The sequence below is a fragment of the Rhizobium sp. 10N414 genome (assembly GCF_056394785.1).
In genome coordinates, this window is sequence record NZ_JBFTIN010000022.1 from 66,779 (window position 1) to 91,630 (window position 24,852).

Sequence of the window (24,852 nt, forward strand, 5' to 3'; positions counted from 1 at the left end):
AGACGCAGATGCCGGATCTGAACAACGCCAGGGAAGAAGCCGAGGGTCATGAGAAATACGAGCGGCTGATCGCTAAAGCAAAGCAGGTTCCGCGGATGCGAACGGTCGTCGTCCATCCTTGCGATGAGACGTCGCTGCGCGGCGCTGTCGAAGCAGCCGAGGTCGGGCTGATGCATCCGATCCTTGTCGGGCCGGTGGAAAAGGTGCGTGCGGTCGCAAAATCGCACGGCCTCGATATCTCGCCGTTCGAACTGATCGACACGCCGCACAGCGACGCGGCCGCGGCAAAGGCAGTGGAAATCATCCGCGAAGGCGGTGCTGAACTGCTGATGAAGGGCAGCCTGCACACGGACGAGCTCATGCGGGCCGTGACCTCATCAGCCACAGGACTGAGGACAGCGCGGCGGATCAGCCATGTCTTCGTCATGGACGTCCCGCATCATGCGGAAACGCTCTTCATCACCGACGCAGCCATCAACATCGCGCCGGATCTCGACGCCAAGCGGGACATTATCCAGAACGCCATCGACCTTTTCACGCAGATCGGCCTTGGCACGCCGCGGGTGGCGATCCTTTCGGCCGTCGAGACGGTCACGTCGAAGATCCCTTCGACAATCGACGCCGCCGCGCTCTGCAAGATGGCCGAGCGCGGACAGATTACCGGCGGTATTCTCGACGGACCGCTTGCCTTCGACAATGCAATCGACCCGGAAGCGGCGAGGATAAAGGGTATCCACTCTCCGGTTGCCGGCCACGCCGAAATCCTCGTCGTTCCCAATCTGGAAGCCGGCAACATGTTGGCGAAGAACCTCACCTTCCTGGCAAGGGCAGATGCAGCTGGCATCGTGCTCGGTGCGCGCGTGCCGATCATCCTGACATCGCGGGCAGATTCGGTGCGGGCCCGTCTTGCCTCTTGCGCCGTCGGCGTCTTGCTTGCCGATGCGCGCCGCCGCACGGCACCGATACAGGGTGGTTGAGGCCATGGACACCATCCTCGTCGTGAATGCCGGTTCGTCCAGCCTGAAGTTCGAGGTATTTTCGGTCGCGGACTCGTTGGAGCGGCTGATCAAGGGGCAGATGGAGGGGATCGGCACCGCGCCGCACCTGACCGTCAAGAGCGCCGGCGGCGAGCGGCTGGAGAACGAAAATCATCCACCCGAAACCGTTCCCGATCTGCCGGCGGCGATGCGGCTGGTGGGGGAGTGGTTGCGTCAGAGGCAGCAGGGCCGGTTGGTTGCTGTCGGCCACCGGGTTGTTCATGGCGGTCCGAACCATTCACGTCCAGCGCGCATCAATGAGGAGTTGCTCCGCGAATTGGAGCAATACACGCCGCTGGCGCCCTTGCACCAGCCCAACAACCTCGCGCCGATCCGTGTGTTGCTGGAACGCCAGCCGCAGCTTGCACAGGTCGCCTGCTTCGACACCGCCTTTCATCGCGGCCATGACCCAATGACGGACCACTATGCCATTCCGGCGCACTATTTCGACGAGGGTATCCGGCGCTATGGTTTTCACGGGCTGTCCTACGAATATGTGGCCGGACGCCTGGCCGAGATCGCGCCTGACGTTGGCAACGGACGGGTCATCGTCGCGCATCTCGGGAGCGGCGCATCCATGTGCGCGCTGTATAAGGGGCTAAGCGTCGAGAGCACGCTCGGATTCACGGCGCTCGACGGGTTGCCGATGGGCACGCGATGCGGGCAGATCGATCCTGGTGTACTTCTCTACCTGCTCCAGCAGCATGGAATGACGGCACCGCAGTTGCAGGATCTCCTCTACAAGGAGTCGGGCTTCAAGGGGCTTTCCGGCATCAGCAACGACGTGCGCGACCTGCTTGCCAGCGACGACGCCGGCGCGAGGCTCGCGCTCGACCATTTCGTGCATCGCATCGGCCTCAATGCCGGCGCGCTGGTTGCGGCCCTCGGCGGGCTGGACGCCTTCGTGTTTACGGCGGGTGTCGGTGAAAATTCAGCGGTGATGCGCGCCCGGATTGCCAAAAAACTTGGCTGGCTTGGAGCGTCGCTCGACCCAGCACGAAACGAGGCCAGTGAGTTGCTCGTCTCGAGCGACGACAGCAAGGTCGCTCTTTATGTGGTGCCGACCGACGAGGAACTGATGATCGCACGGCATACGTTCGCGCTTATCGCTGCATAGGCGCCTGCCACACCTATTGAGCTGAAGAGAGGGCTGACATGATTCCCGAGGTAAAGGCCAAGCTTCTCGAAGGAAAGCGCGGACTGGTGGTCGGCATTGCCAATGACCAGTCGATTGCCTGGGGTTGCGCAAGGTCATTTCGCGCCTTGGGCGCGGAGCTTGCAGTGACCTATCTCAACGACAAGGCCAGGCCTCATGTCGAGCCACTGGCCGAGGCGCTGAAAGCGCCGATCTTCATGCCGCTCGACGTCGCGGTCCCGGGACAATTGGAGGCGGTGTTCGACCGCGTCGCGGAGCAATGGGGCGAACTCGATTTTCTCGTGCATTCGATCGCCTTTTCGCCGAAGGATACGCTGCAGGGACGCGTCGTGGATGTGCCGCAGGAGGGGTTTTTGAAGACGATGGACATTTCCTGCTGGTCGTTCATTCGCATGGCGCATCTTGCCGAACCGCTGATGAAACGCGGCGGCAGCCTGTTCACGATGACCTACTACGGCAGCCAGATGGTCGTGAAGAACTACAACGTCATGGGGGTCGCCAAGGCGGCGCTGGAAAGCGCCGTTCGGTACATTGCCGCGGAACTCGGACCCAAAGGCATCCGCGTGCATGCGATCTCGCCGGGCCCGCTGGCAACGCGGGCAGCCTCGGGCATTCCCGAGTTCGACGAACTCCTGAACAAGGCCCAGGAAACGGCCCCGGCGCGCAGCCTCGTATCGATTGACGATGTCGGCATGGCGACTGCCTTCTTGGCGCATGACGCGGCGCGATTGATGACGGGCGATACCATCTACATCGATGGCGGCTATCACATCATAGATTGATCCCGACAAGGGGCGGCGCCATCGGAAGTATCGTCGCTAAAACAAGCCGAACCCGACGCTCAGAGTGCGAGCGACGGGTTCGGTCGAGGTTTCGGAGAGTGTCAGGATTTGGCTGCCGCGGCGCGCTGTTTGCGGTATTGCACGGTCGGCAGACCGCCCCAGCCCCAATTGTCGAGATCGACTTCTTCGATCACCACATAGGTCGATTCAAGCGGCTTGTTGAGGACGTCGAGCAGAACCTGGCTGACGCCCTCGATGATTGCGGCCTTCTCTTCGGCCGTGACCGAATTGCGATCAGGCGTGGTTCCTTCGCGGGTAACCTGTACAGTGACGATAGGCATTTCCGTCTCCAATGAAAGAGGGTTGGTTGCGTCATTGACGGCAGTCGCGCTGTTGCAGCGCAGCCGCTCCATAGTGCTGGCTACCAGCGGCCTGCGTTCGAGCCGCCGTCGACATGGAGAATCTCGCCGGTGATGAAGCCCGCGGTCTCCAGATAGAGAACGGCGTCGACGACATCGCGAATGTCGCCCATGCGGCCGACCGGATTCAGCCCGGCCAGTGCCGAGTGCTTTTCAACCGCGTGCATCGGCGTCTTGATAATCCCTGGAGAAACCGCGTTTACACGAATGCCGCTCTTCGAGAACTCCATCGCCAGCGACCGGGTGGCCGCGTTCAGACCGCCCTTGGTCAGGGAAGCAAGCACAGAGGGCACGCCAGCGATTGGCTGGTCGACGAGGCTGGTGGTAATGTTGACGATGTGCCCCGAACCGTGCTTCAGCATCTCCGTGGCGGCGCGCTGGGTGATGTGGAAGAAACCAGCCACATTGACACCGAGGTTATGGTCGTAGTCTTCCTGGGTCATTTCGACGAACGGCTTGGCCAGGAAAACGCCTGCATTGTTCACCAGTGTGTCGATGCGGCCGAAGCGCTCGAGCGTTTCGCGCACGATCCGCTCCGCGGTCTCCGGTTTGCCGATATCGCCTGCGACGTCAATAATGTCCGCATCGACGCTGGGCTTGATCGACCGGGAGGTGGCGACGACGCGATAGTTCCGGTCGCGGTAGGCCCGCACCAATTCTGCGCCGATGCCTTGCGATGCGCCGGTGATGATGGCGACCTTCTGTTGCGTGCTCATGATGTGATCCTTTCAATTGCCGCGGCCGTTTCAGGTGAGGCCGCCCTCCGCCCTCGGCGTTGGTGCAATTTATTTAGATCCATTCGACATTTGAGAGAATTGTCGCTGTTCGGACAACAATCAACCGAATGTCGGCATAATCAGGCGAGAGTGCCTGCTGCCGCTGCCATATTCGCGAATTCGGAACGGAGGCGAGGTGTCGCGAAATCGACAAAGGCGCGAACCTTCGGCACCGACATCCGGCCCTGCGGCGCGAGCAGGTGCACCGGAAGTGGCGGGTGTTCGGCGTCGGCGAGCACGATCTTCAGGCGTTCATCGCGCACATAAGATGCCACATGGTAGGAGTAGAGCCTCGTCAAGCCGCCGCCTGCAGCAGCGGATGCCGCTGCTGCACGAACGCTGTTGACGATGCAGCGCGGTGTGAAGTGAACCGTGCGCGGAATGGACGAGCCCTTCGCCGGCGTGAAGCTCCAGGAATCCAGGCCGAAGTTGCTGAACGCGACAATCTGATGTTTCGCCAGGTCGGCGGGTTCGACGATACGAGGATGGTTGGCCAGATAGCGAGGGGAGGCGACGACGACGCGTCGCACGTCGCCACCGAGACGGGTGGAGACATGCGAGGAGTCCGGCAGGTGACCAATGCGCACGGTAAGGTCGACGCCCTCATCAACCAGGTTCACCAACCGATCCAGCATAAGAAACCGGACAGAGACCGTCGGGTGAAGTTCGAGGAAGTCGTCCACTATGGGGCGCAACACCTCTTCTCCCAGGATCGGCGGCGCCGAAATTGTCAGCGTTCCGCGCGGTGCCGCGCGCTCGCCGCCGGCAAGCATGTCGGCTTCCTCGAGATCCACCAGCACACGCCGACAGGCCGCCGCATACCGTTGACCTGCCTCGCTCAGCTTCAGCGTCCGGGTCGTCCGGTGGAGCAGTTCGACACCGACATGCGCCTCCAGGAAGCTCAGAGCGCGGCTGACTGCCGTTGGCGATCGTTTGAGATTACGGGCGGCTCCGGCGAGACTGCCCTCGTCAATTGCCGTCACAAACACCTTCATTGCGTCGATGCGATCCATTCTGCCGCCTCGCGGAATAGTGATTGTTCGGCGGCGAGTATTCACCCGAAGTCGGTGGGAAGTAAATACGCATGGGCCGGGAGCAACTGGCTTCTGGTAAGTATACCAATCCAAGTGGCGCAAGGAGATTGGCAGCGGGAAGTGACTACCGCCATTTGGCAATTGGCGCGGGCCAAGTTGGGCGGCTTTCGCCGTTGATCGGCGGCTGCTGAGGTCGCTTGCATTCTGATACAATTCGGGGGGAATGCGACACATCCGGGATACTTCGGACCGGTCCTATGCAGGCACCATCAACGACCAGTGTGTGAGCATCGGTCAACTGCAGGGGATGACGACATGATCCTATTCCTGATTGCTTATCTCGCAGGGGCGCTGACCATCGTCAGCCCTTGCATTCTCCCGGTCCTGCCATTCGTCCTGTCGCGGGCAGGTCAGCCGTTTACACGAAGCATCCTGCCGATGTTACTCGGTATGATCGTGACCTTTGCCGGCGTGGCAACGCTTGCTGCGGTCGGCGGAAGCTGGGCTGTGCATGCCAACGAAATTGGTCGATACGCTGCCGTCGCCCTGATCGCCGGCTTTGGCGTGACGCTGCTTTCGCCGCGTATCGCCGCGGTGGTAACGCGGCCCGCGGTGGCCCTGGGCAGCCGCCTGTCACAGCAGGCGAGCGGCAAGAAGGGGAGCGTGGGCACGTCCTTCCTTCTCGGCGTCGCAACCGGCCTTCTCTGGGCGCCCTGCGCCGGTCCGATCCTCGGGCTCGTCCTGACTGGCGCCGCACTGCAAGGGGCAAACGTTCAGACGACGCTCCTGCTGACGGCCTACGCTGCGGGTGCTGCTACCTCGCTAGCAATGGCTGTCCTTGCCGGGGAGAAGGTCTTTGCCGCGATGAAGCGATCGCTCGGCATTGGGGAACGTCTGCGGCAGGCGCTTGGCATCGCCGTGCTGGCCGGTGTCACGGCAATTGCGCTCGGGTTCGATACCGGCCTGTTGTCGCGCCTTTCCTATGCGAGTAGTACCCGCATCGAGCAGTCGTTGCTCGACAGGCTGCATAACGCAAGCGATACGGCCGGAAAGCCGTCGGGCAGTGCGATGCAGCTCGCCGCGAACGATGCGCGCAAGGGATACCAAAGCGATCTGCCTGTGCTCGGCCGCTTCGTGTCGCTTGACGGTGCCGTGGAATGGTTGAATTCGAAGCCGCTTACGGCTGAAGAATTGCGCGGCAAGGTCGTTCTGGTCGATTTCTGGACCTACTCCTGCATCAACTGCATCCGGACGATCCCCTACGTTCGGGCCTGGGCAGAGAAGTACCGGGATCAGGGCCTCGTCGTGATCGGAGTCCATTCGCCCGAATTTGCCTTCGAGAAGCGTGTTGATAACGTCCGTCAGGCGATCGACAAGTTCCAGATTGGCTATCCCGTTGCGATCGACAACGACTTCAAGATCTGGCGGTCATTCGCCAACAACTACTGGCCCGCCCACTACTTCATCGATGCCAAGGGCCAGATCCGGCACACCCAGTTCGGCGAGGGAGACTACGAACAGTCCGAACGGGTGATCCAGGACTTGCTGGCGGAAGCCGCTGGAAGCAAGAAGGTCGACGCAGCTACCGTCACGCTCGATGCCAAGGGCGCCGAGGCGGCGCCCGACTTCGCGCAGCTGCAATCCGGCGAATCCTATATCGGCTACCTCCGCGCCGCCAACTTCATCTCACCGGAAGGCGTCGGAGCAGACGCTGCACGCGACTATACGGTGGGAAAGCCCGATCTCAACGAATGGGGTCTGACAGGCAAGTGGACCGTGGGCGGTGAGCAGGCCTCGCTGGATCAGGCCGGCGGCGGCATCACCTATCGGTTCAGCGCACGGGATTTGCACCTCGTGCTTGGGCCAGGCGCTGACGGCAAGAAGATCCGCTTTCAGGTGAAGGTGGATGGCGTGGCGCCCGGCGCGGACCACGGTTCGGATATCGACGCTGAGGGAAACGGTACCGTTTCGGAAACCCGGCTCTATCAACTGGTGCGACAATCGGGAGAGGTTCGGGAACGGACGTTCGAGATCCGCTTCCTCGATCCTGGTGTCGAGGCATTCGTCTTTACCTTCGGATGAAAGGGCAGAACAATGAAAAATCGACGGAAAGACCCTTCGGCCTCATTCCGCGCCATTGCACGCCTCGGCCTTGTGGCGCTGGCGGTGATCGGTGGCGGCGGCGTGGCGCTGAGTTTGAATGGCGGTTCGAAGCCCGAGGAAGCCAAGCACGTTCCTCCGGCTCTGCATGACGTGGCAGCGACGCCCGGAAAGCAATCGCTGGTGCTTGCCGGCGGTTGCTTCTGGGGCGTCCAAGGTGCGTTTCAGCACGTTGCCGGCGTCGTGAGTGCCACGGCGGGGTATGCCGGCGGAAGTGCCTCGACCGCAACCTACGAGATGACCGAGACAGGGCAGACCGGTCATGCTGAAGCCGTGGAGATCGTCTACAATCCGAAGCAAGTCACCTACGGCCAGTTGCTGCAGATCTTCTTCTCTGTGGTTCACGATCCGACACAGGTGGATCAGCAAGGGCCTGACGTCGGCAAGCAATATAGGTCGGCGATCTTTCCGCTGAACGACGAGCAGGCCAAGGTCGCCTCCGACTACATCGCGCAACTCGGCAAGGAAGGCGCGTTCGGTCGCCCGATTGCGACGTCGATCGAAGTTGGGAAAACGTTCTATCGCGCCGAGGCCTTTCATCAGGACTACGTCTACAACAATCCCAGCCAGCCCTATGTCTACATCTACGAGCAGCCGAAGATCGAAGCTCTGAAGCGGCTTTTCCCGGAGCAGTATCGCGAGCGACCAGTGCTCGTCGCGGACCAGTCACGCTGACGCTAGCCGCGCGACGCGGCGCGTGGCCAGGAATGGTCAATACAGATCGGATCGGGTTCCGCCCGATCCCGAGCCTTACACAGAGGTACAGTTCTCAGCACATTCGAACACATTCACGATACGCGCTGCCGTCACGCTGAATTCAACCCGCTGACGAGCAATCTGAGTTTTTCGGCCGCTGGCCCGAACAGACCGAGCAATCGAGGAGAGAGAAAAAATGCGCATACTGGTCATCACTTATGCCGTGCTTGCGTTGGCAGCTGTGCCATGCGCCTGGGATAGCGCTCCGGGCGAGCCGCCCCCGATCGCGGCACTGTTCTCGCTGTTGTCGCCGGCGGCGGATGCCGGCTCGCAGGAGCCCGCGCAGATTGCAAAGGCTTCCTTCGTGACGTCTGATAACCTATTGCTCCAACACGCGAACTATTGAGGAAATCAACAATGAAACTCTTCCAGGACAAGATCTCGTCGGCTGCGTCCCGTGTCAGGATCGCACTTGCGCTGAAGGGTCTGGACGTCGAGCGCGAGGCGATCGGAATTCTTGGGCCGGATGCACTCAACCGGAAGCCGGAGTATCTGCAACTCAATCCGCAGGGGCTCGTTCCGGCTTTGCTGACGGATGAAGGCGTATTGCTGACGCAGTCTCTCGCCATCATCGAATATCTCGACGAGCGTTACCCCGAACCTCCACTCCTGCCCGGCAAGCTTGAAGATCGCGCCTTTGCGCGGACCGTCGCCCTGGCGATAGCCGCGGATATCCATCCGCTTCTTCCGCCCCGGGTGGCCGCGCACCTGGGAACGATCGGCGTCAAGGCCGAGGACATCGCGGAATGGAGCCGCCACTGGATCCGTGTCGGCCTGACGGCAGTGGAAGAATTGCTCGCGCGGCGGCAGACAGGTCAGTATGTAGCCGGCGATGCGCCGTCGATGGCCGACATCTGCCTCTTCCCACAGGCGATCAATGCGGAGCGGACTGGGCTTCCGCTCGACCAGTGGCCCCGAATTGCAGCGGTTGTCGCCAGGCTTCGAGAGATCCCCGCCTTTGCCGACAATGGTCCGGCGCCCCGAAGCTGAGATCCTTGCTGTTCAACCAGTACCGCTGCCGGATTCTTAGCCTTGATGGCTCGCAGTGCGGCCGAATGCCGCGCCGCTTGATTGTCGCCACATCGGGTCGTCCGCACAGGGAATCTAGGATATTCAACCGCTGGGTGCTTCAGCCCTCGAGGTCGGGTCACGCGTTGGCCCGGCCTTGCTGATTTTCGCGCGCGTGAGTTGTTGTAGGTTGTGCTGGGAGCGGACAAAAGCAGTGCAATGTATACCAATGTATCTCTCAACAAACGTATCTACATTGGGTTTCAATTCCAGCCAGCGGACACACAAACGATACACATCGATCATGCTTAATATCGGTGTCTTTAACAAAGTCTGGAGAGTAGCGATGGCAGAGGAAGTCAATCAACAACGGCGGCGGTTCATGGGCGTGGCGGCACTGACCGTCGCAGCCGCACAATTAGGGGGCATCGGGACGAGCCTTGCCCAGGCGGCGACGCCGGCTGCTGCCCGCATTCCTGCCATCGCGCCAGGCACCAACACGTCGTTCGGCACAATCAAGCAGATCGATGCAGGCATGCTTAACGTCGGCTACGCCGAACTTGGAGCGAGCGACGCGCCTCCGGTCATTCTCCTGCATGGCTGGCCCTATGACATCCACACCTATGTCGACGTCGCGCCACTGCTGGCCGCCGCCGGCTATCGCGTCATCGTGCCTTATCTGCGTGGCTACGGCACTACGCGTTTCCTCTCCGACAAGACGATGCGCAACGGTCAGCAGGCTGCGATTGCTGCCGATATCGTGGCGTTCATGGATGTCCTGAAGATCGAGAAGGCGCTGATCGCCGGTTGCGACTGGGGCGCTCGGACGGCCGACATCATCGCGGCGCTTTGGCCGCAGCGCTGCAAGGCCCTGGTTTCCGTCAGCGGTTACCTCATTGGCAGCCAGGAAGCCAACAAGGCGCCGCTACCGCCGAAGGCGGAGCTAGCCTGGTGGTATCAGTTCTACTTCGCGACCGAACGCGGTCGCAAAGGCTATGAGCAATACCGGAGCGAGTTTGCCAAGCTCATCTGGCAACTCGCGTCCCCCAAGTGGAATTTCGACGACGCAACCTTCAACCGCAGCGCCGCCGCCTTTGAAAATCCCGATCACGTCGACATCACCATTCACAACTACCGCTGGCGTATCAGTGCGGCCAAGGGCGAGCGGAAGTATGACAAGTTCGAAGCACAGCTTGCCAAGTTCCCGTTTATCGGCGTGCCGACAATTACGTTAGAAGGTGACGCCAATGGTGCGCCTCATCCGCAGCCGGAGGCCTATGCCAAGAAGTTCTCGGGCAAGTATGAGCATCGGCTGATCACCGGCGGCATTGGTCACAATCTGCCGCAAGAAGCGCCTCAAGCCTTTGCACAGGCCGTGGTCGACGTCGACCGGTTCTGATCGCTCTACCGGTGGATAGCCGCGGCTTTTCCGGTTTGGCCTTTGGAATTCTGAACCTGGCGGAGAGCGTTTTCGGCGTTCACGCCGGGTTTTTTCATGGGTACGCGTGTGAAGCGATCTCATCAGTCGCAATCTGCGTCCGGCAATTGGTTGAGATATCGGCCTTTCGCCTGTGGTTCGTATCGCAGTGTATCGGCCCCACGTCTGTGGGGGAGTTGGTTACATTTCAGCGTGACGGCGAAACATTCCAGACACGTGCGGAGCGCCATCTGTGTTCGACCGCAAGCGAGGCAATCGGGCCTCGGCGGCGTCCATTTCGTCGAAAGGAAGAACAGTATGAGTGAGAACCAGAAAGTCATCTACACTGGTAAGACACACACGACCGGCGGCCGCGATGGAGCATCGCACAGCTCCGACGGTCGCCTTGACGTCAAGCTGTCCTCGCCGGGCAGCACGGGGCAGGGGACGAACCCCGAGCAGCTTTTTGCCGCCGGCTGGTCGGCCTGCTTCATTGGCGCAATGGGCTTTGCCGCCGGCAGCCTGAAGGTCGCGCTTCCGGCCAACCTTGCGGTTGATACCGAGGTGGACCTTTGCAGCAGCACCGGCGGCTACTCTCTTCAGGCACGCCTCAACGTCAGCCTGCCGGGCATTGATCAGGAAACTGCGCGGGCCATTGTCGACGCGGCACACCAGACCTGCCCGTATTCCAAGGCAACACGCGGCAATATCAACGTCACCATAAACCTCGTCTGACGAGATAAGAAAAACGGTCCTCCCCGTCAGATCGGGTGTGTGATGTTGAGGAGCGGCAGCCGTCACGGCTGCCGCTCTTTTTATTGGAGAGTGTGCCCGGCGGCGGGTTAAGCCGCGGTTTTGTTGATGGCGATTTCCGCCACGAGGCCACCGCCGTCGCGGTTGCGCAGCGTCAGCGACCCACCGATTGCCGCGGCCAGCTGCACGGCAATAGCAAGGCCAAGTCCGGTTCCGCCGGTGTCGCGATTGCGCGACTGTTCCAGCCGGAAGAAAGGCTTGAGGACGGCTTCCAACTGATCATCCGGAATGCCGGGGCCGTGATCGAGCACGCTGATCACGATGCCCTCATCGGAGCGGCGTTTCACCTCGATCTCGGCGCTGCCGCCGAACTTCAGTGCATTGTCGATGAGGTTGGTCAAAACGCGCCTCAAGGCATGCGGCCGCGTCATGATCGCGCCGCCGCTCATCTCCTTGATAGCAACGGCCTTGCCGGTGTCCTGGTAGTCGTAGACAAGGCTCTCGATGAACGAGGACAAGTCGATGCGCGAAGGTTTTTCGACATTGCCGTGGGCGCTACGAGCATAGGCGACGCCTTCCTTGACGAGACGTTCGATCTCGCCGAGATCCTGCATCAACTTGTCCCGATCGCCGAAATCCTCGGCCATTTCTGCCCGGAGCTTCATGCGCGTGATCGGCGTCTGCAGATCATGCGATATGGCTGCAAGTATCTGGACGCGCTCCTCTAGATATTGAGCGATGCGCTCGCGCATTGCGTTGAAGGCGGTTGCGGCATAGGCGACTTCGCTTGGTCCCGTCTCACTCAGGCGAAGGGCCTTCACGTTCGGATCAAGTGTGTCAGCCGCTTTTGCGAGATTGACGAGAGGACGAATGGCCTGACGCACGGCAAACCAGCTGCAGAGGACCAACAAAGCCAGTTGCGCGGCGAGTACATAGGGCAGCCAGTCGGCGAGGGGCATAATGCCCGCGGGATTGACGTCTATCGTCAGGGGCGTTCCATCGCTGAGGGCGAGATGCGCCTGAAGGCGGAAATTCGGACCGGGGATGGTTTCGACCGTGATCGGAAATTTCGGCCCGATCGCCGCCCGTACCTTGGCGGCAAATTCGGTGCCGCGTGCATCGAGCGCCGGTTTTCCTGGCAGGCCCGGCCCCAGAACAAACCTGTAGCTTCCCCGGTCAAGGCGATCGAGCCAGTCGGCGCGCTCGTCTGGCGGGAGGCGATCGAGGATGGCGATCGAGGTCGAAACATCGTTTTCGAGGGTGTTGAACATCACCGATCTGGCGGCCGTGTAGCGCTCGAAAAACAGCACGGTGAACGACATGGCATGGGCGACCGCCAGGCCCGCAAGCAGAATAAGAAATAGCCGCGCTCCGAGGGTGCGCGGCCACAGACGAAATCCATTCAGAAGGGCGTGCGTCGCCATCAGCGGGCCTCGGTGATCTCGATCGGCATGGAGAAGACATAGCCTTCGCTGCGGACGGTCTTGATGTAGGTCGGTTCGCGGGCATCGTCGCCAAGCCGCTGGCGGACACGGCTGACCAGAAGGTCGATCGAGCGGTCGAAAAGCTCGGCGTCGCGGCCCTGTGTCAGGTTGAGAAGCTGATCGCGGTTCAGCACCCGTTGGGGGTGGTCGATAAAGACGCGCAGAAGGCGATATTCGGCGCCGCTGAGTGCGATGACCGTTCCGTCGGAATCGACAAGATGGCGTGCTGTCGTATCGAGCTTCCACTTGCCGAAGCTCAGCAGTTGGCCGGCTTCCGACACCTGCAGATTGGGCGGCAGCATGCGGGTACGCCGGAGCACGGCCTTGATGCGCGCCAACAATTCGCGTGCCGAAAATGGTTTGGCCAGGTAGTCGTCTGCGCCCATCTCGAGACCGATGATGCGATCCATCTCGTCGGTGCGCGCTGTCAGCATGACGATCGGAACGGCCTTGTGTCGTCCGGCCCGCAACTCGCGGCTCAGAACGAGGCCATCGTCGCCGGGCATCATGACATCGAGGATGATGAGATCGACCGAGTTCGCGTCGAGGAATGCGCGCATTTGCCGGCCGTCGGCGACGGCGGTGACACGCAGGCCGTTTTTCTTCAGGTAGCTCGACACGAGCTCCCTGATTTCGCGATCGTCATCGACGATCAGGATGTGGTCGATGTGCTCCATCGCGCGATCTCCATTATTGCACTGCTAGCGACGCCCCTGATGTATCCGCCGTATGTTTACGGCCTGCGGGCTTGCATGTCTCTGTATCCAACGGATCTTTGGATACATTGCGATACAATGTCCACACCTTGAATTCCTCCGATAAGTCATGGAAATCGTTTTGTTCATTCCGATGGCATTGGGCCGGCAGCTGTCCGGTGACAAGCTGCTCGCGGCGCGCCGTTCGCATTGAGATGGCGGTCACGCCAGGGCGAACATTTCCGCGGTTCTGGGTGCGAGGGGCGCATTGCGCCTATGCAGCAGCAGAGCAAACAATCTGGATCGCTCAGGCCTTAGGCAGCCTCAAGCGTCCGATCGCTTTCTGCGACAAACACATCGAGAAATAAGGTACACCATTGATCGGCGGTGACTACATGTGCGAGAATCTGACTATAACCTGGGGGCCTGAGGATGATCCAAATAGTAGCGGCGGCGATGATGGCAGTTCTTGTTGCGGGTTGCGCGGTCACGTCGGTTTCCTATTCGGGGGAAGGATATGCGCCTATTCCCGGCAGCATAACCTATGGCGGCCAGCCTCGAACGAAGCTGACAAAGGCGCCGATCGGCTCTTCGTTCCCCCATACGTTCACGGATCAGACGGGGCGTGAGGTCGAGGAGATCTATGTCATCCAGCCCGATCGAACTCTGCTTATAGTCCAGCGACACTATCGGCCGTTCTTGGCCTGGAGCAGAAGGTAAGGCAGGGCTGAGAGCCCATGCCCCGATCGACCCTCGGGAAAACTTTGAGGTTCGTTTGGCGAATCCGGCTGGCTGCAGAAGATCAATCACGTCCGGATCGCGCCAGATAAGTCAATTTGCCCTTCGTCCTGGAATACGTCGGCACCTCGGCACCCGCGACCTAAGGTACATTCCGGTACAAATCGACGCTCAACAAACACACGCCGTATACATTCGGCCGCTCTAATCCGACGCGATGTTGGGCAAGTCCAACGCGCGCGCAAACGCTCGGTTGCTCAACGCCGATTTTGGAAGATCGTCGACAGGGCAGCAGCCAAGGATGTACCGGTGTTTGGAAGACCAGAGGGCAGGACGATGGAAAAAGGCTTCTACATAGGCGTACTTGCCGCACTCTTCGCGGCTTTTGCCTTTTCGCTCAACTTCGTTGTGCCCTTCATAATTGGTGGCTATTCGACCCTTGATTTTGCCCTTGTCCGCCATGTAGCCTCCGCATTGGTCGGCTTGTGCGTTCTGTTTTCGAATAAGGGGGCGGTACAATATCTCACGCTCCGAAACGTGCTTTCCACGATCTGGCTCTCCTTCATTGGCTATGTCGGTTACTTCCTGACGGTAACGGGAGCTGCCATTTTTGCGGGGCCAGTAATTGCTCCCGCCTTTCTTGGTCTGGTTCCAATCGCTCTGATGGTCATCGGCAATCAACGGCAGGCATCATTGCCATGGCGGTTTCTGCTGATGCCCCTCATGTTGGTCCTGGTCGGTCTAATGTTGGTCAATGGTACGGTATTCACGGCCGAAGGATTGGATTCTGTCCGTTCATTCTGGATCGGCGTTCCATTGGCGCTTGCAGCGGTCGCGTTGTGGGTCTGGTTCGCGATTTCCAACCAGGCCGCACTGGCCGCCCGGCCTGACATGCCATCTGGTGTGTGGTCCGCTCTTATTCTCGTCGGTGGAGGCGTCTTGATGCTTGCCTTCTACCCGGCCGGAGCTGCAATGGGTCTCTTCCAGCTTCCCAAGCTCGGCTTCGGCTGGCATTCCGCCGGCTCGCTCTATGTTTGGGGCGTATCGTTCGCACTACTGGCAACGGTATGCGGCGTGTGGGCCTGGAACATTGCCTCAAGAAACTTGCCTGTCGCACTGGCCGCGCAATTGATCGTTTCGGAAACCGCGTTTGGTGTCATCGGCGGGCTGGCAGTCCATGTGCGATGGCCGAGCGCTGTAGAAACCGCAGGAGTCGCCATTCTTATTGCTGGGGTAGTCCTGTCAGTCCGGATCTTCTACGAAACACAGTTTCGACCGGGCAATCCGGTGCTGGCATCGGAATGAGTGCTCTGCCGCCAGGTGGTCGACGCTCGCCCAAAAGACAGCTTCGGCCGGGATGCACCGCAAGCGGTCATTCGGCCGACAGGTATTGTCCGACAGCTTATTCCTCGCCTGAATCATTCAGCGGGTCGATGTTGTGGGAAAGTGTTCCGACCCCATGACAGCGGCGGCCGATATCAGTATCGAAGCATCGGGTAAGCCGGTACAAGAAGTCTAAGCCTAGCGACGGTTGAGTATTCGGATGACCGATAACTCTATTTAGCGCCTCCGACCCATCTCAAAATTCTTCAAGGTCGCTTGGCGAAATCGAACGGAACGGGGCGAGCGATGCGCGACACAAATGGCTATTTTCCGCGTTGGCGGCTGAAGACGGAGGGGCGCATTCTGCCCGACGAGCGGCTGCCCACAGGGCAGACGATGGTGCTGGGCCTCCAGCATGTCGTGGCAATGTTTGGCTCAACGGTGCTTGCTCCGATAATCATGGGTTTCGACCCCAACGTCTCGATTCTGTTTTCCGGCCTTTCGACGTTGATTTTCTTTGTCGCCGTAGGCGGGCGCGTGCCGAGCTATCTCGGCTCGTCCTTCGCCTTCATCGGTCCCGTTCTTGCTGCAACGGGGGCGGTCGCCGGGGCACCCAACCCGAACATCGCGCTGGCGCTCGGTGGCATCATCGCCGCGGGGGCGATTTATGCGCTGATYGGCGTCGCGGTCGCGCTCGCCGGTCATCGCTGGATTGAACGGCTAATGCCACCAGTCCTCACCGGCGCAATCGTCGCCGCAATCGGGCTTGTGCTCGCGCCGATCGCCATATCCAGCGCCTCGGGCATTGGCCCTGCCAACCCTGAGGGCGACCAGCTCTCGCGCTGGGTCGCAATTCTGACGTTCGCCGCCGTCTACGCGCCGGGCATTGCCCGCCGCCTGCCGATTCTTCTCGGCGGCGCGCTCGCCTATCTCGCCTATTTCTTTGTCGCGAACGGTTTGGGCCACGGCGCGCCGATCAATTTTTCCGGCGTCGCGGCGGCCCCTTGGTTCGGTTGGCCTCACTTCACGGCGCCGGTCTTTTCCGGCTCCGCGATCACGCTGATCGCCCCAGTCGTCGTTATCCTCATTGCCGAAAATCTTGGGCACATCAAAGCAATCGGGGCAATGACGGGGCGCAATCTCGACCCCTATCTCGGCCGCGCCTTCATCGGCGACGGTATCGCGACCATGGTTTCGGGTGCCTTCGGCGGTACCGGCATGACGACCTATGCCGAAAACATGGGGGTGATGGCGGTAACGCGCATCTTCTCCACGCTCGTCTTCCTCGTTGCGGCCGCGGTCGCCATCCTGCTCGGGTTCTCGCCGAAATTCGGCGCCCTTATCCAGACGATCCCCGGACCTGTTATCGGCGGGCTTTCGATCGTCGTTTTCGGTCTCATCGCGGCGACTGCAGGCCGCATATGGGTCGAGAACAAGGTCGACTTCGCCGAGCCGCGCAACCTCATCACGGTTGGCGTCGCGCTTGTGCTGGGTGCGGGCAACTTCAAGCTCGCGGTCGGGGGATTTACGCTTGACGGAATTGGTACCGCGACGATCGGAGCGATTATCCTCTACCACGCACTCGGATGGGCGAACCTGCCCAAGGGGTCAGACCAGAACGCTTAGCGCCCGTCGCCATCGCGCGGGACGAGTTCCCGCGCCTTTGCGTCCTGCTCTGCGCTCTGCCGGCTGCCACGAGGCAGCCATCGGAGGCGCGGCACGCAGAGATCAACGACCATGGAGTCGCGGTTCACCGGCGTGAGAGCTGCTCTTCCCGAGTAGTGGCTCCAGGCCGGTCGAACCCGGCAAAAGTCTGCTGTCAGAGAGTGTCGATGACCCCACCGTCCACGCGAACGGACGCGCCCGTGGTCGCGGAAGCGAACGGCGACGCAAGATAGGTCACCAAGTTGGCGACTTCCTCGACGGTGGCGGCACGTTGAATGATCGAGCTGCTGCGATGCTGCTTGACGAAGGCGGCAGCGACCTCCTCCAGCGGCAGTCCGGTTCTAGCTTGCTCTTCGGCAAGCATCGTTTCTACGCCTTCGGAAAGCGTGGGCCCAGGGAGGACGGAGTTCACTGTGATGCCCGTGCCGGCCATGCGCTTGGCGAGACCACGGGCAACCGCGATGTCGGCGGTCTTGCTGACGCCATAGTGGATCATCTCGACCGGAATGTTGAAACCGGATTCGGAGGCCAGGAATATCACGCGGCCCCAGTTTAACTTCTGCATGCCTGGGAGATAGGCGCGGGAGAGCCTGACGGTGGACATGACGTTGACCTGCCAGTGTCGATCCCAGACCTCGTCCTCGGCGTCGAAAAAGTCGATTGGCTGGAAGATGCCCGCGTTGTTAATCAGGATGTCTACCTGAGGAATTTGGGCGACAAGCGCTGCACACCCCTCGGCGGTTGAGAGGTCGGCGGCAGCAGACTTGACTTTGCCACCGGGACCTTCGCTCTTGAGCCGTGCGGCGGCCTTTGTGGTTTTGTCTTCGGACCGGCCGTTGACAACGACATCCGCTCCAGCCCTTGACAGCTGGCGGGCAATTGCGTAGCCGATGCCTTCCGTTGATCCTGTGACCAGCGCCCTCTTACCAGTAAGATCAATTTGCATTTTCCGCTCCCGTCGAGGTTGGATGACGAAACGTATAGTCAGTTCTGCAGTCTCGCAACGGTCTGACCGCCGAGGATCCGGCGATCTTTCACACAACATCGTCAGTCAGCACGAATGCGGCAACCTCCGGACCGAGGAGAAATCAGACCTTACGGCGTCGATCGCTTCATAAAGGGCGGCCGGCGAATTCTCTCCTGCCAACACCCGATTCAACGGCAACACCCATCGCGGAACGGAACGCGTCCGCTTGGGGCGATCATTGGCAACTGACGGTTTTGCGCAGACAGCGGCCGCCAGCGTACAACAATGGCTTGGATGGCAACCTGGCTCCGTCACAACATCGAGCCGGTATCGATAAAGCGCTGGTGCCACGACAAGGCTTCCTTCGGCAAGGTTGGGGTTTGTAAACCGTAAGAGCCGGCAAGCGCGCGCTCGAAATAGTCAAGAAGAGCGGGCCGGTAGGTGGGATGGGAACAGTTGTCGATGATCGTCCGCGCGCGTTGCTTCGGCGAAAGCCCGCGCAGATCCGCAAGGCCCTGTTCCGTCACCAGCACCTGGACGTCCTGGTTGATGTGATCGACACGACTTGCCTGCGGCACAATCGCAGAAATCTTGCTGCCCTTGGCAGTCGATGGAGTCATGAAAATGGAGATATAGGCATTGCGCGCAAAATCCCCGGAGCCGCCGATACCGTTCTGGATGCGCGAGCCCATGATGTGGGTCGAGTTAACATTGCCGTAGATATCAGCCTCGATCAGGCCATTCATCGCAAGACAGCCAAGACGGCGGATCAGTTCGGGATGATTGCTGATCTCCTGCGGCCGCAGCACCATCCTGTCACGATAGGTTGGCATGTTCTCGTTAAGACGACGTGCCGCCTCCGGGCTGAGTGAGAAGGCGGTCGCGGAAGCCATCCTGAGCTTACCGGCATCGAGCAGGTCGAGCATGCCGTCCTGGATGACCTCGGTAAATGCCGTCATGTTCTCGAAAGGGCTGTCGATCAAGCCAGTCAGCACGGCATTGGCGATATTGCCGACGCCGGACTGGATTGGCAGAAGCGAAGCCTGCAAACGCCCCTTGGCAACTTCGTGACCGAAGAATTCCAGCAGGTGGCCGGCAATGGCCTTGGCGGCGTCGTCCGGCGGCGTAAAGGGCAAGTTGCGATCCGGCGCATCGGTCTCGACAATAGCGACGATCTTGTCGGGATCGCAGCGGAACGCCGTTTCGCCGATCCGGTCATCCGGCCGAACCAACGGTATCGGGACCCGGTGCGGCGGCAGTGCCGTGCCATAATAGATGTCGTGCATGCCTTCGAGCGCCGGACTCTGCCAACGATTGACCTCGAGTATGACCTTCTCTGCGCGGTCGAGCCAGGTCTTGTTGTTGCCGACCGAGGAGGACGGAATAAGCGAGCCATCGGCGCGAATGCCGGAGACTTCGACAATCGCGGTATCAAGGGGGCCGAGAAAGCCCTGCCAGGCCATGGGCGCGACCTGAGAAAGATGCATATCGAAGTATTCCATTTCGCCTCGGTTGATCTTTTCGCGGGCGTATGGATCAGAGTTGTAGGGCAGTCGAAACTCGATGCCGTTCACTCGGGCGAGCGCGCCGTCGAGTTCGGGACCGGTGGAGGCGCCAGTCCAGACACGAAGATGGAAAGGATTGCCCCCCGCATGCTCTGCTTCGATCTTGGCCGCAAGTGCAAGCGGTACTGATTTCGGATAACCCGATCCGGTAAAGCCGCTCATCCCCACCGTCGAGCCGCTGGTTATCAGCGATGCCGCGTCCTCGGCCGTCATGATCCGTGAACGCAAATTTTCATTGAATATTCGGGACATATTCGCCTCCTAGCTGTCTGCGTGAACAGGCGGTTTGACCCGCACGAAGCGTTCCGCGCCTTGTCGCGCGCGGCGTCGATCAAGCGCCGGTCTAGTCGGCTCCATCAATGGCTCATAAGTAGAGGAATAGTGGCATGGGACAGCAGGCGATAGGTGACGCGGCCGAGAAGCAGCTCGAGCAGATAACCGTGCTTGAACGCACCGATCAGAATGCAGGTGGCGTTCGTCGACGTGCCAAAGTCGAGGATGGTGTTGCCGACCGAGCGGCCCGATGACGAGGTAACGACAATCTCGGCATCCAGCCCCAGCTGATGGCAGATTTCCCTGGCCGACTTCTCGTAGTGCCTGTTCGGTTTGTCATCGACGCAGAGCACCGTGATGCGGTTGGCGGCGGCAAGCCAGGGCCTTGCGGCGACCATTGTCCGTCGTGCGTGGTCATGCGGCTTCCAGCCAACGAGGACGTGGTCCAGCAGGTGCCCCCGATAGCCACTGGCTGGGGGGACCAGCACCAGCTTGCCTTCATGAAAGAGGACATCGTGAAAGGCATCACGAGCGTCGAGATTGCCTCTGTAGGGCGTTACGACAAGCGATGCATTCCGGCAGACAGTGCTGACGCAGCGGCGCAGATCGCCCTGGCAATCGCCGAGCATCAGGTCTTGCCGGTGAGGCGCATGCAATTTCCACTCCTCGAACAGCTGCCTGACGTGTTCGTACCGCTCGTGCGTCGAACCTTCCTCCAGGTCGCGCATCATTTGCAGTTCGATTTCCTCGGCGGATACGAGCATCGACAGTGGATCGGCACCGATGTGCACGGCGGCAATGTTGTCCTGCACGGCATCGGCCGCGTCGTCGGCCAGATCGAGGCAGGTTTGTGCCGAGGCTGGATCGGGCAGCAGCACGACAATATCGGCATGGCTGGTGAGATCACGAACGTTGCGTGGAGCGGCACCATCGTGAGATGCGCTGAAGCCTTGTGACCAGTTGCGGTCGTCGGTGGTTGTCGTGATCAATCTGGCCCTCCTTCATGGATCGGCCCGCACGGTTGCACTGGAATAATACGCTAATCTGACCGGCGTTGAAATCGCCTTGGCAGAGGAAGGCGACCTATTTTAAGCACCGAAGCCGGTGGCTGCCGAATCCCGGTGCCGATTCCGCCGGTCTTGCGCCTTAATCGCGACCTGCTAGAATCTCCGGTGCCAAGCTTTTGTGTCGGCTGCATTTTTTGGTTCCCTCTAGCTATATGCGGGGCGCGATGGAGACGGCAGTTACCTCTAAGCTGACCTATGGCGCGGAGCCGGGATTACGCTTCGCCTTGCTCTTGGACGGGTGTGGCGGCTGCACGCAGTTGGACATTGCCCGGGCGCAAATGTGGAAGCCGGAAGATGGGATCATCTGGCTGCACCTCGAGCGCGACCATGCGGCGGCGGCCAATTGGGTCAACCGGGAAAGCGGTCTCGATAGCTTCGTGACCGAAGCTCTTCTCGAAGAGGAAACACGGCCTCGCGTCGAGCCAGTCAACGATGGCCTGCTGATCATCCTTCGCGGCGTCTGTGCGACTGCGCCGGACGAAGCGTCGGAAAAGCAGACCGACATCGATCTCGTGCCGCTCCATATGTGGGTCGATGCGAACAAGGTGATTTCGCTGCGGGACAGCGGTCACTACATTACCGCCCTTCGCGACATTCGCCAGGCGCTCCAGAAAGGCAAGGGCCCGCTACGCACCGGTGACCTGCTGGCGTTGATCGGCGACAAGCTTGTGCGCGACCTGGAGCCAGTGCTCGACTCCATGGACGAGGAGGTGGACGAGCTTGACGAGATGATCTTTCACGGCGAGGCAGGCCAAGTGCGCGAACGCCTCAAGCTGCTGCGTCGGCGTTCCGTCCAGCTTCGCCGCTATCTGGCGCCGCAGCGCGATGCGTTGAACCGCATCGAGCATGATGATGCGCCATGGCTGCTGGAGCGCGACAAGCTGCGGATGCGCGAGGTGATCGACAAGCTGATGCGCTTCATCGAGTACCTCGATGCCATCCGCGACCGTACGGGTATTCTGCACGACGACCTTTCGACGGTGATCAGCGAGCGCATCGCGCGCAATTCCAACCGGCTGGCGGCGCTGGCGGCGTTGCTACTGCCTCCGAGTGTCGTGGCCGGCTTGTTCGGAATGAATGTCGGAGGCATTCCGGGGGTCAACGACACCTGGGCTTTCATCATCATTGTCGTATTCGTGACGATCACATCCGTTGCGACGCTCTGGGTGCTTCGGCGTATCGGCTGGCTTTAGAGCACGGCATCGTCCCAGACTACGAGCCTTGAATGCGCTGTCCTCTATGCGATCAATTCGCTGCGAAGCAGTAGAACAGGCCGTCGCCACCAGTCCCATTGAAGGCTTTGACGGTGCAGCCGCCGCGTGTCGGGTGCGAGGAGTTCCACGACTTCGCTTGGGCGGAGTCATCAAGGCCTGTTCGGTCGCTGTGGCCGACGATCGCGACACCTTCAGCGCCGCCCATCGTCCAGTTGCCGCATGTCTCCGGCGCCGCAGTGCCATCGGCTTTCGAACCGGTGAGCATGTCGTGCCGGTTCGGCGTGTCGCCTCGGCCGTTGATGATTTCGCCCTTCTCATTGAGCGCGGTCTGCTTGGTCAGGTTGTTCTTGTCGCTGTGCAGAGAGGCCACGTCGTCGGCGATCTTTTCGCCTTTGGCGTTATACCAGGGCCCAGAGCCAATGCGGTCCTTTGCATTTTCGGCGTCGGTGGAAAGATAGGCTTTCCAGGTCTTGCCCGTCGAGCCAGCGGCCGTGGCAAGCGTGTTGCAATAGGCGTCCGCACCGGCGAGACCACCGAGATCGCCACCCTTGCCTGGATTTACACTGGTCACGAAGAAACTCATGGCGGTGTCCTGAGCATGGACCCCGACCGCTGAAAAGGCCAAAGCGGCCGCGATATAGGCAAACCTGCGTCTCATGGCGTCTCTCCCCGGTTGAAATTTCTAGCGGAAGGAAGCGTATTGCAGGTAAGTCTCGGCGTAAAATCGAAATCACGTGATGGGACCTCGGGAGGAGTCTGAAGGGTGCGGCCCCCGCGGCCCGGCTTTTGGCTCATTTCGCAGTACACATCGTACGGTGGTCCTACACGCGCCTGTCGAGGTTTCAGTCAAGTTGGCGTGATTTCAACCACGCGTTCTTGACAATGAGTTTTAGCGGTAAATATCTGTGCTCTCCGGCTTCCGACGCAAGGCCTCAGCTCAGCATGATCGACACGCGCTTTTCGACCGCTTTACAGATTGTCATCAGCGTTGCCGTCAATGAAGAGGCCAATCTCCGCACCACGAGCCAATCACTTGCGCAAGGGCTCGATACAAGCGCAAGCTTTGTCCGCAAGCTGTTGCTTCCGCTCAATGAGAACGGAATTCTTGCTACCTCCCAGGGCGGCAAGGGGGGCATTCGTTTGGCACGACCACGTGACCAGATTTTGCTCAGCCAGATCTATGCCGCCGTGACCGGTGACAAGAAGATCTGGGCGACTCGGCACGATATTCCGCATGAGGGACTCGTGGGTGAGAATATCGGCGACCTTTCGGAGTTTCTGTGTGATCGAGCGGAGCAGGCTGTCGTCGACATGCTTGGTTCGGTGACCATCGAGGACAGTGTGGCGGAGCTGCGTCGACTCGAGGCCGAGAAATCTGCCGGACATCAGCACTCGGCGGATGCTAGCCTCGTGCGCGATCGCCACCCCGCCGAATAATTTCATCCTTAAACTGGAAAGGGGCGGCCGGGCAGGGAACCCGTGCCACCCCTCCTAACTGATCGGAGGTCAATCTGATCAGAACTCTTAAAGCGCGGCGCCGCGCTGCCTTTCCCCGTGACTTTAGCAACGGAGAGAGGCGGAAACGCGGCGCCGCTTTTTTAGTTAGAATGCGCGCTGGAGGCGGAAGAAGCCCGTCGTGACGTCGTCAGCCTTGTCCGAGTCGAAGTAATTGACGGTTGCCTTGGCGTAGAGGTTGTCGACGATCTGATAATCAACTGTGACACCGACCTTCCAGGCGTCGTTGTTGTCGTCGAAGTCGCCCGCGACGATGCCGTAGTTGCCGTAGTACTGAGCGGCCGGGGTGATCTTCAGCTTGTCGGTCGCCTTGATGGCGTACTCAGCCGCGACAACCCATTCGGCGGTCTGATAGTAGGAGTTCGGGCCGCTGGAGTAGATCGCTGCGAGGCCGAGGGTGCCCGGGCCGACGGCAACGGTACCCATGGCGCGAACGGCACCTTCTTCGTTATCTGTGTCGTAGCCGGCCGTGATCTGGTAGCTGAAGATGCCAGCCTTGCCGCCGATGCCGACTGCTACGCCGACGTTGTTCGGGTTTTCACCAGCGCTGAAGTAGCCGTCTTCCAGCTCGTCAACGCTGATGCCAGCGTAGAAGTTTTCAGCTTCGTACTGATAACGGATGGAGTTGTGTAGCGTGACCTTGCTGCCGATGTCGTCCGTTTCGCCCGAGAGACCATCGTCCCACCAGCTGTAGAACAGACCGGCGCGGAAGCCAGCGATGTCGATGTAAGCGGAGTCAAGCAAAGATGCCTGCGACTTAGAGTTGTCGGCATTCGTCTGCAGGACGATAACACCGGTGAGCGGGCCGTATTCGGTGTCGCTCTTGGCGGTGAACTGGACCTGACCACGGGTGTAGGCATCCCAGTCGGAGTCATTCGCAACATAGGTACCGTTGCCAGTGGTTGCGCTGGCATTCGGGCCGGCGTTAACCTGGAAACGGATGTAACCGCTGATCTTCAGGCAGGTTTCGGTGCCCGGGATGTAGAAGTAGCCGCTGCCGTAAGCGTCGCAAACGCGGACGTATTCAACTGGTTCCGGCTCAGCAGCA

24 protein-coding genes are annotated in these 24,852 nt (G+C 60.5%); 14 read left to right on the forward strand and 10 right to left on the reverse strand.

Annotated elements, in window-relative coordinates; translation table 11 throughout:
• Window positions 1–8: 8 nt before the first annotated feature.
• From AC1DE4_RS19660 to fabI, 3 genes are read left to right on the forward strand one after another with little or no spacing between them, the layout of a single operon-like run.
• Window positions 9–977: a phosphate acetyltransferase gene (locus AC1DE4_RS19660; RefSeq protein ID WP_477882624.1), complete on the forward strand. Its 969-nt coding sequence runs from the start codon at window positions 9–11 to the stop codon at window positions 975–977.
• 4 nt (window positions 978–981) lie between these two features.
• Window positions 982–2,154, forward strand: a complete 1,173-nt coding sequence (locus tag AC1DE4_RS19665) for an acetate/propionate family kinase (RefSeq protein ID WP_018857302.1) — start codon at window positions 982–984, stop codon at window positions 2,152–2,154.
• A 38-nt stretch (window positions 2,155–2,192) separates the two neighbouring features.
• The gene (gene fabI, locus AC1DE4_RS19670; protein WP_018857303.1) at window positions 2,193–2,975 is read left to right on the forward strand and encodes an enoyl-ACP reductase FabI; all 783 of its coding nucleotides are present in this window, start codon (window positions 2,193–2,195) and stop codon (window positions 2,973–2,975) included.
• A gap of 101 nt (window positions 2,976–3,076) precedes the next feature.
• Here the strand turns inward: fabI and AC1DE4_RS19675 are convergent, their stop codons facing one another.
• The 3 genes from AC1DE4_RS19675 to AC1DE4_RS19685 all read right to left on the reverse strand — a co-directional run bounded on the left by AC1DE4_RS19675 (window position 3,077) and on the right by AC1DE4_RS19685 (window position 5,183).
• A complete protein-coding gene (locus AC1DE4_RS19675) occupies window positions 3,077–3,316 on the reverse strand; it encodes a tautomerase family protein (protein WP_018117200.1) in 240 nt (79 codons plus the stop codon).
• An 80-nt stretch (window positions 3,317–3,396) separates the two neighbouring features.
• On the reverse strand, window positions 3,397–4,110 hold the full coding sequence (locus AC1DE4_RS19680) for an SDR family NAD(P)-dependent oxidoreductase (protein WP_018857304.1): 714 nt from the start codon (window positions 4,108–4,110) through the stop codon (window positions 3,397–3,399).
• A 140-nt stretch (window positions 4,111–4,250) separates the two neighbouring features.
• Window positions 4,251–5,183 carry a LysR family transcriptional regulator gene (locus AC1DE4_RS19685; protein WP_018117202.1) on the reverse strand — a complete coding sequence of 311 codons (933 nt, stop codon included), beginning with the start codon at window positions 5,181–5,183 and terminating at the stop codon, window positions 4,251–4,253.
• Between the two features lie 336 nt (window positions 5,184–5,519).
• Here AC1DE4_RS19685 and AC1DE4_RS19690 point away from each other — a divergent pair, with 336 nt between their 5' ends.
• From AC1DE4_RS19690 to AC1DE4_RS19715, 6 genes are all read left to right on the forward strand, one after another.
• Window positions 5,520–7,286: a cytochrome c biogenesis protein DipZ gene (locus tag AC1DE4_RS19690; protein ID WP_477882627.1), complete on the forward strand. Its 1,767-nt coding sequence runs from the start codon at window positions 5,520–5,522 to the stop codon at window positions 7,284–7,286.
• Between the two features lie 12 nt (window positions 7,287–7,298).
• A complete protein-coding gene (gene msrA, locus AC1DE4_RS19695; RefSeq protein WP_018857306.1) occupies window positions 7,299–8,039 on the forward strand; it encodes a peptide-methionine (S)-S-oxide reductase MsrA in 741 nt (246 codons plus the stop codon).
• Between the two features lie 217 nt (window positions 8,040–8,256).
• Window positions 8,257–8,466 (forward strand): hypothetical protein, encoded by a 210-nt coding sequence (locus AC1DE4_RS19700; protein ID WP_018857307.1) that lies wholly within the window; start codon window positions 8,257–8,259, stop codon window positions 8,464–8,466.
• Window positions 8,467–8,477: 11 nt separating this feature from the next.
• Window positions 8,478–9,110 (forward strand): maleylacetoacetate isomerase, encoded by a 633-nt coding sequence (gene maiA / locus AC1DE4_RS19705; protein ID WP_018857308.1) that lies wholly within the window; start codon window positions 8,478–8,480, stop codon window positions 9,108–9,110.
• A gap of 364 nt (window positions 9,111–9,474) precedes the next feature.
• Complete coding sequence (locus tag AC1DE4_RS19710; RefSeq protein ID WP_018857309.1) at window positions 9,475–10,527, forward strand: alpha/beta fold hydrolase; 1,053 nt, start codon at window positions 9,475–9,477, stop codon at window positions 10,525–10,527.
• A 336-nt stretch (window positions 10,528–10,863) separates the two neighbouring features.
• Window positions 10,864–11,280 carry an organic hydroperoxide resistance protein gene (locus AC1DE4_RS19715; RefSeq protein ID WP_018117208.1) on the forward strand — a complete coding sequence of 139 codons (417 nt, stop codon included), beginning with the start codon at window positions 10,864–10,866 and terminating at the stop codon, window positions 11,278–11,280.
• A 107-nt stretch (window positions 11,281–11,387) separates the two neighbouring features.
• Here AC1DE4_RS19715 and AC1DE4_RS19720 read toward each other — a convergent pair whose 3' ends face one another.
• Both AC1DE4_RS19720 and AC1DE4_RS19725 read right to left on the reverse strand, forming a co-directional pair.
• Window positions 11,388–12,722 (reverse strand): sensor histidine kinase, encoded by a 1,335-nt coding sequence (locus tag AC1DE4_RS19720; protein WP_113471278.1) that lies wholly within the window; start codon window positions 12,720–12,722, stop codon window positions 11,388–11,390.
• Complete coding sequence (locus AC1DE4_RS19725) at window positions 12,722–13,459, reverse strand: response regulator (protein WP_018117210.1); 738 nt, start codon at window positions 13,457–13,459, stop codon at window positions 12,722–12,724. The genes AC1DE4_RS19720 and AC1DE4_RS19725 overlap by 1 nt, the downstream gene beginning before the upstream one ends.
• 474 nt (window positions 13,460–13,933) lie before the next feature.
• Here AC1DE4_RS19725 and AC1DE4_RS19730 point away from each other — a divergent pair, with 474 nt between their 5' ends.
• The 3 genes from AC1DE4_RS19730 to AC1DE4_RS19740 all read left to right on the forward strand — a co-directional run bounded on the left by AC1DE4_RS19730 (window position 13,934) and on the right by AC1DE4_RS19740 (window position 17,164).
• On the forward strand, window positions 13,934–14,197 hold the full coding sequence (locus AC1DE4_RS19730; protein WP_409564072.1) for a hypothetical protein: 264 nt from the start codon (window positions 13,934–13,936) through the stop codon (window positions 14,195–14,197).
• A 354-nt stretch (window positions 14,198–14,551) separates the two neighbouring features.
• Complete coding sequence (locus AC1DE4_RS19735) at window positions 14,552–15,520, forward strand: DMT family transporter (protein WP_113471279.1); 969 nt, start codon at window positions 14,552–14,554, stop codon at window positions 15,518–15,520.
• A 324-nt stretch (window positions 15,521–15,844) separates the two neighbouring features.
• Window positions 15,845–17,164: a solute carrier family 23 protein gene (locus AC1DE4_RS19740; protein WP_477882630.1), complete on the forward strand. Its 1,320-nt coding sequence runs from the start codon at window positions 15,845–15,847 to the stop codon at window positions 17,162–17,164.
• A 193-nt stretch (window positions 17,165–17,357) separates the two neighbouring features.
• Here AC1DE4_RS19740 and AC1DE4_RS19745 read toward each other — a convergent pair whose 3' ends face one another.
• The 3 genes from AC1DE4_RS19745 to AC1DE4_RS19755 all read right to left on the reverse strand — a co-directional run bounded on the left by AC1DE4_RS19745 (window position 17,358) and on the right by AC1DE4_RS19755 (window position 20,997).
• Window positions 17,358–18,149 (reverse strand): SDR family NAD(P)-dependent oxidoreductase, encoded by a 792-nt coding sequence (locus tag AC1DE4_RS19745; RefSeq protein WP_477882632.1) that lies wholly within the window; start codon window positions 18,147–18,149, stop codon window positions 17,358–17,360.
• Window positions 18,150–18,481: 332 nt separating this feature from the next.
• Window positions 18,482–19,987, reverse strand: a complete 1,506-nt coding sequence (locus AC1DE4_RS19750; protein WP_018857315.1) for an acetyl-CoA hydrolase/transferase family protein — start codon at window positions 19,985–19,987, stop codon at window positions 18,482–18,484.
• A 104-nt stretch (window positions 19,988–20,091) separates the two neighbouring features.
• Window positions 20,092–20,997 (reverse strand): universal stress protein, encoded by a 906-nt coding sequence (locus AC1DE4_RS19755; RefSeq protein ID WP_018857316.1) that lies wholly within the window; start codon window positions 20,995–20,997, stop codon window positions 20,092–20,094.
• Window positions 20,998–21,239: 242 nt separating this feature from the next.
• Between AC1DE4_RS19755 and AC1DE4_RS19760 the strand changes: the two genes are divergently transcribed.
• The gene (locus AC1DE4_RS19760; RefSeq protein ID WP_025660036.1) at window positions 21,240–22,268 is read left to right on the forward strand and encodes a CorA family divalent cation transporter; all 1,029 of its coding nucleotides are present in this window, start codon (window positions 21,240–21,242) and stop codon (window positions 22,266–22,268) included.
• A 52-nt stretch (window positions 22,269–22,320) separates the two neighbouring features.
• Here AC1DE4_RS19760 and AC1DE4_RS19765 read toward each other — a convergent pair whose 3' ends face one another.
• The gene (locus tag AC1DE4_RS19765) at window positions 22,321–22,947 is read right to left on the reverse strand and encodes a hypothetical protein (RefSeq protein ID WP_018857318.1); all 627 of its coding nucleotides are present in this window, start codon (window positions 22,945–22,947) and stop codon (window positions 22,321–22,323) included.
• A gap of 284 nt (window positions 22,948–23,231) precedes the next feature.
• Here AC1DE4_RS19765 and AC1DE4_RS19770 point away from each other — a divergent pair, with 284 nt between their 5' ends.
• Window positions 23,232–23,726, forward strand: coding sequence for an RrF2 family transcriptional regulator (locus AC1DE4_RS19770; protein WP_018117220.1), 495 nt, complete (start codon window positions 23,232–23,234; stop codon window positions 23,724–23,726).
• A gap of 165 nt (window positions 23,727–23,891) precedes the next feature.
• Here the strand turns inward: AC1DE4_RS19770 and AC1DE4_RS19775 are convergent.
• The coding region (locus AC1DE4_RS19775; RefSeq protein ID WP_477882634.1) for a porin at window positions 23,892–24,852 on the reverse strand (961 nt) is incomplete at its 5' end.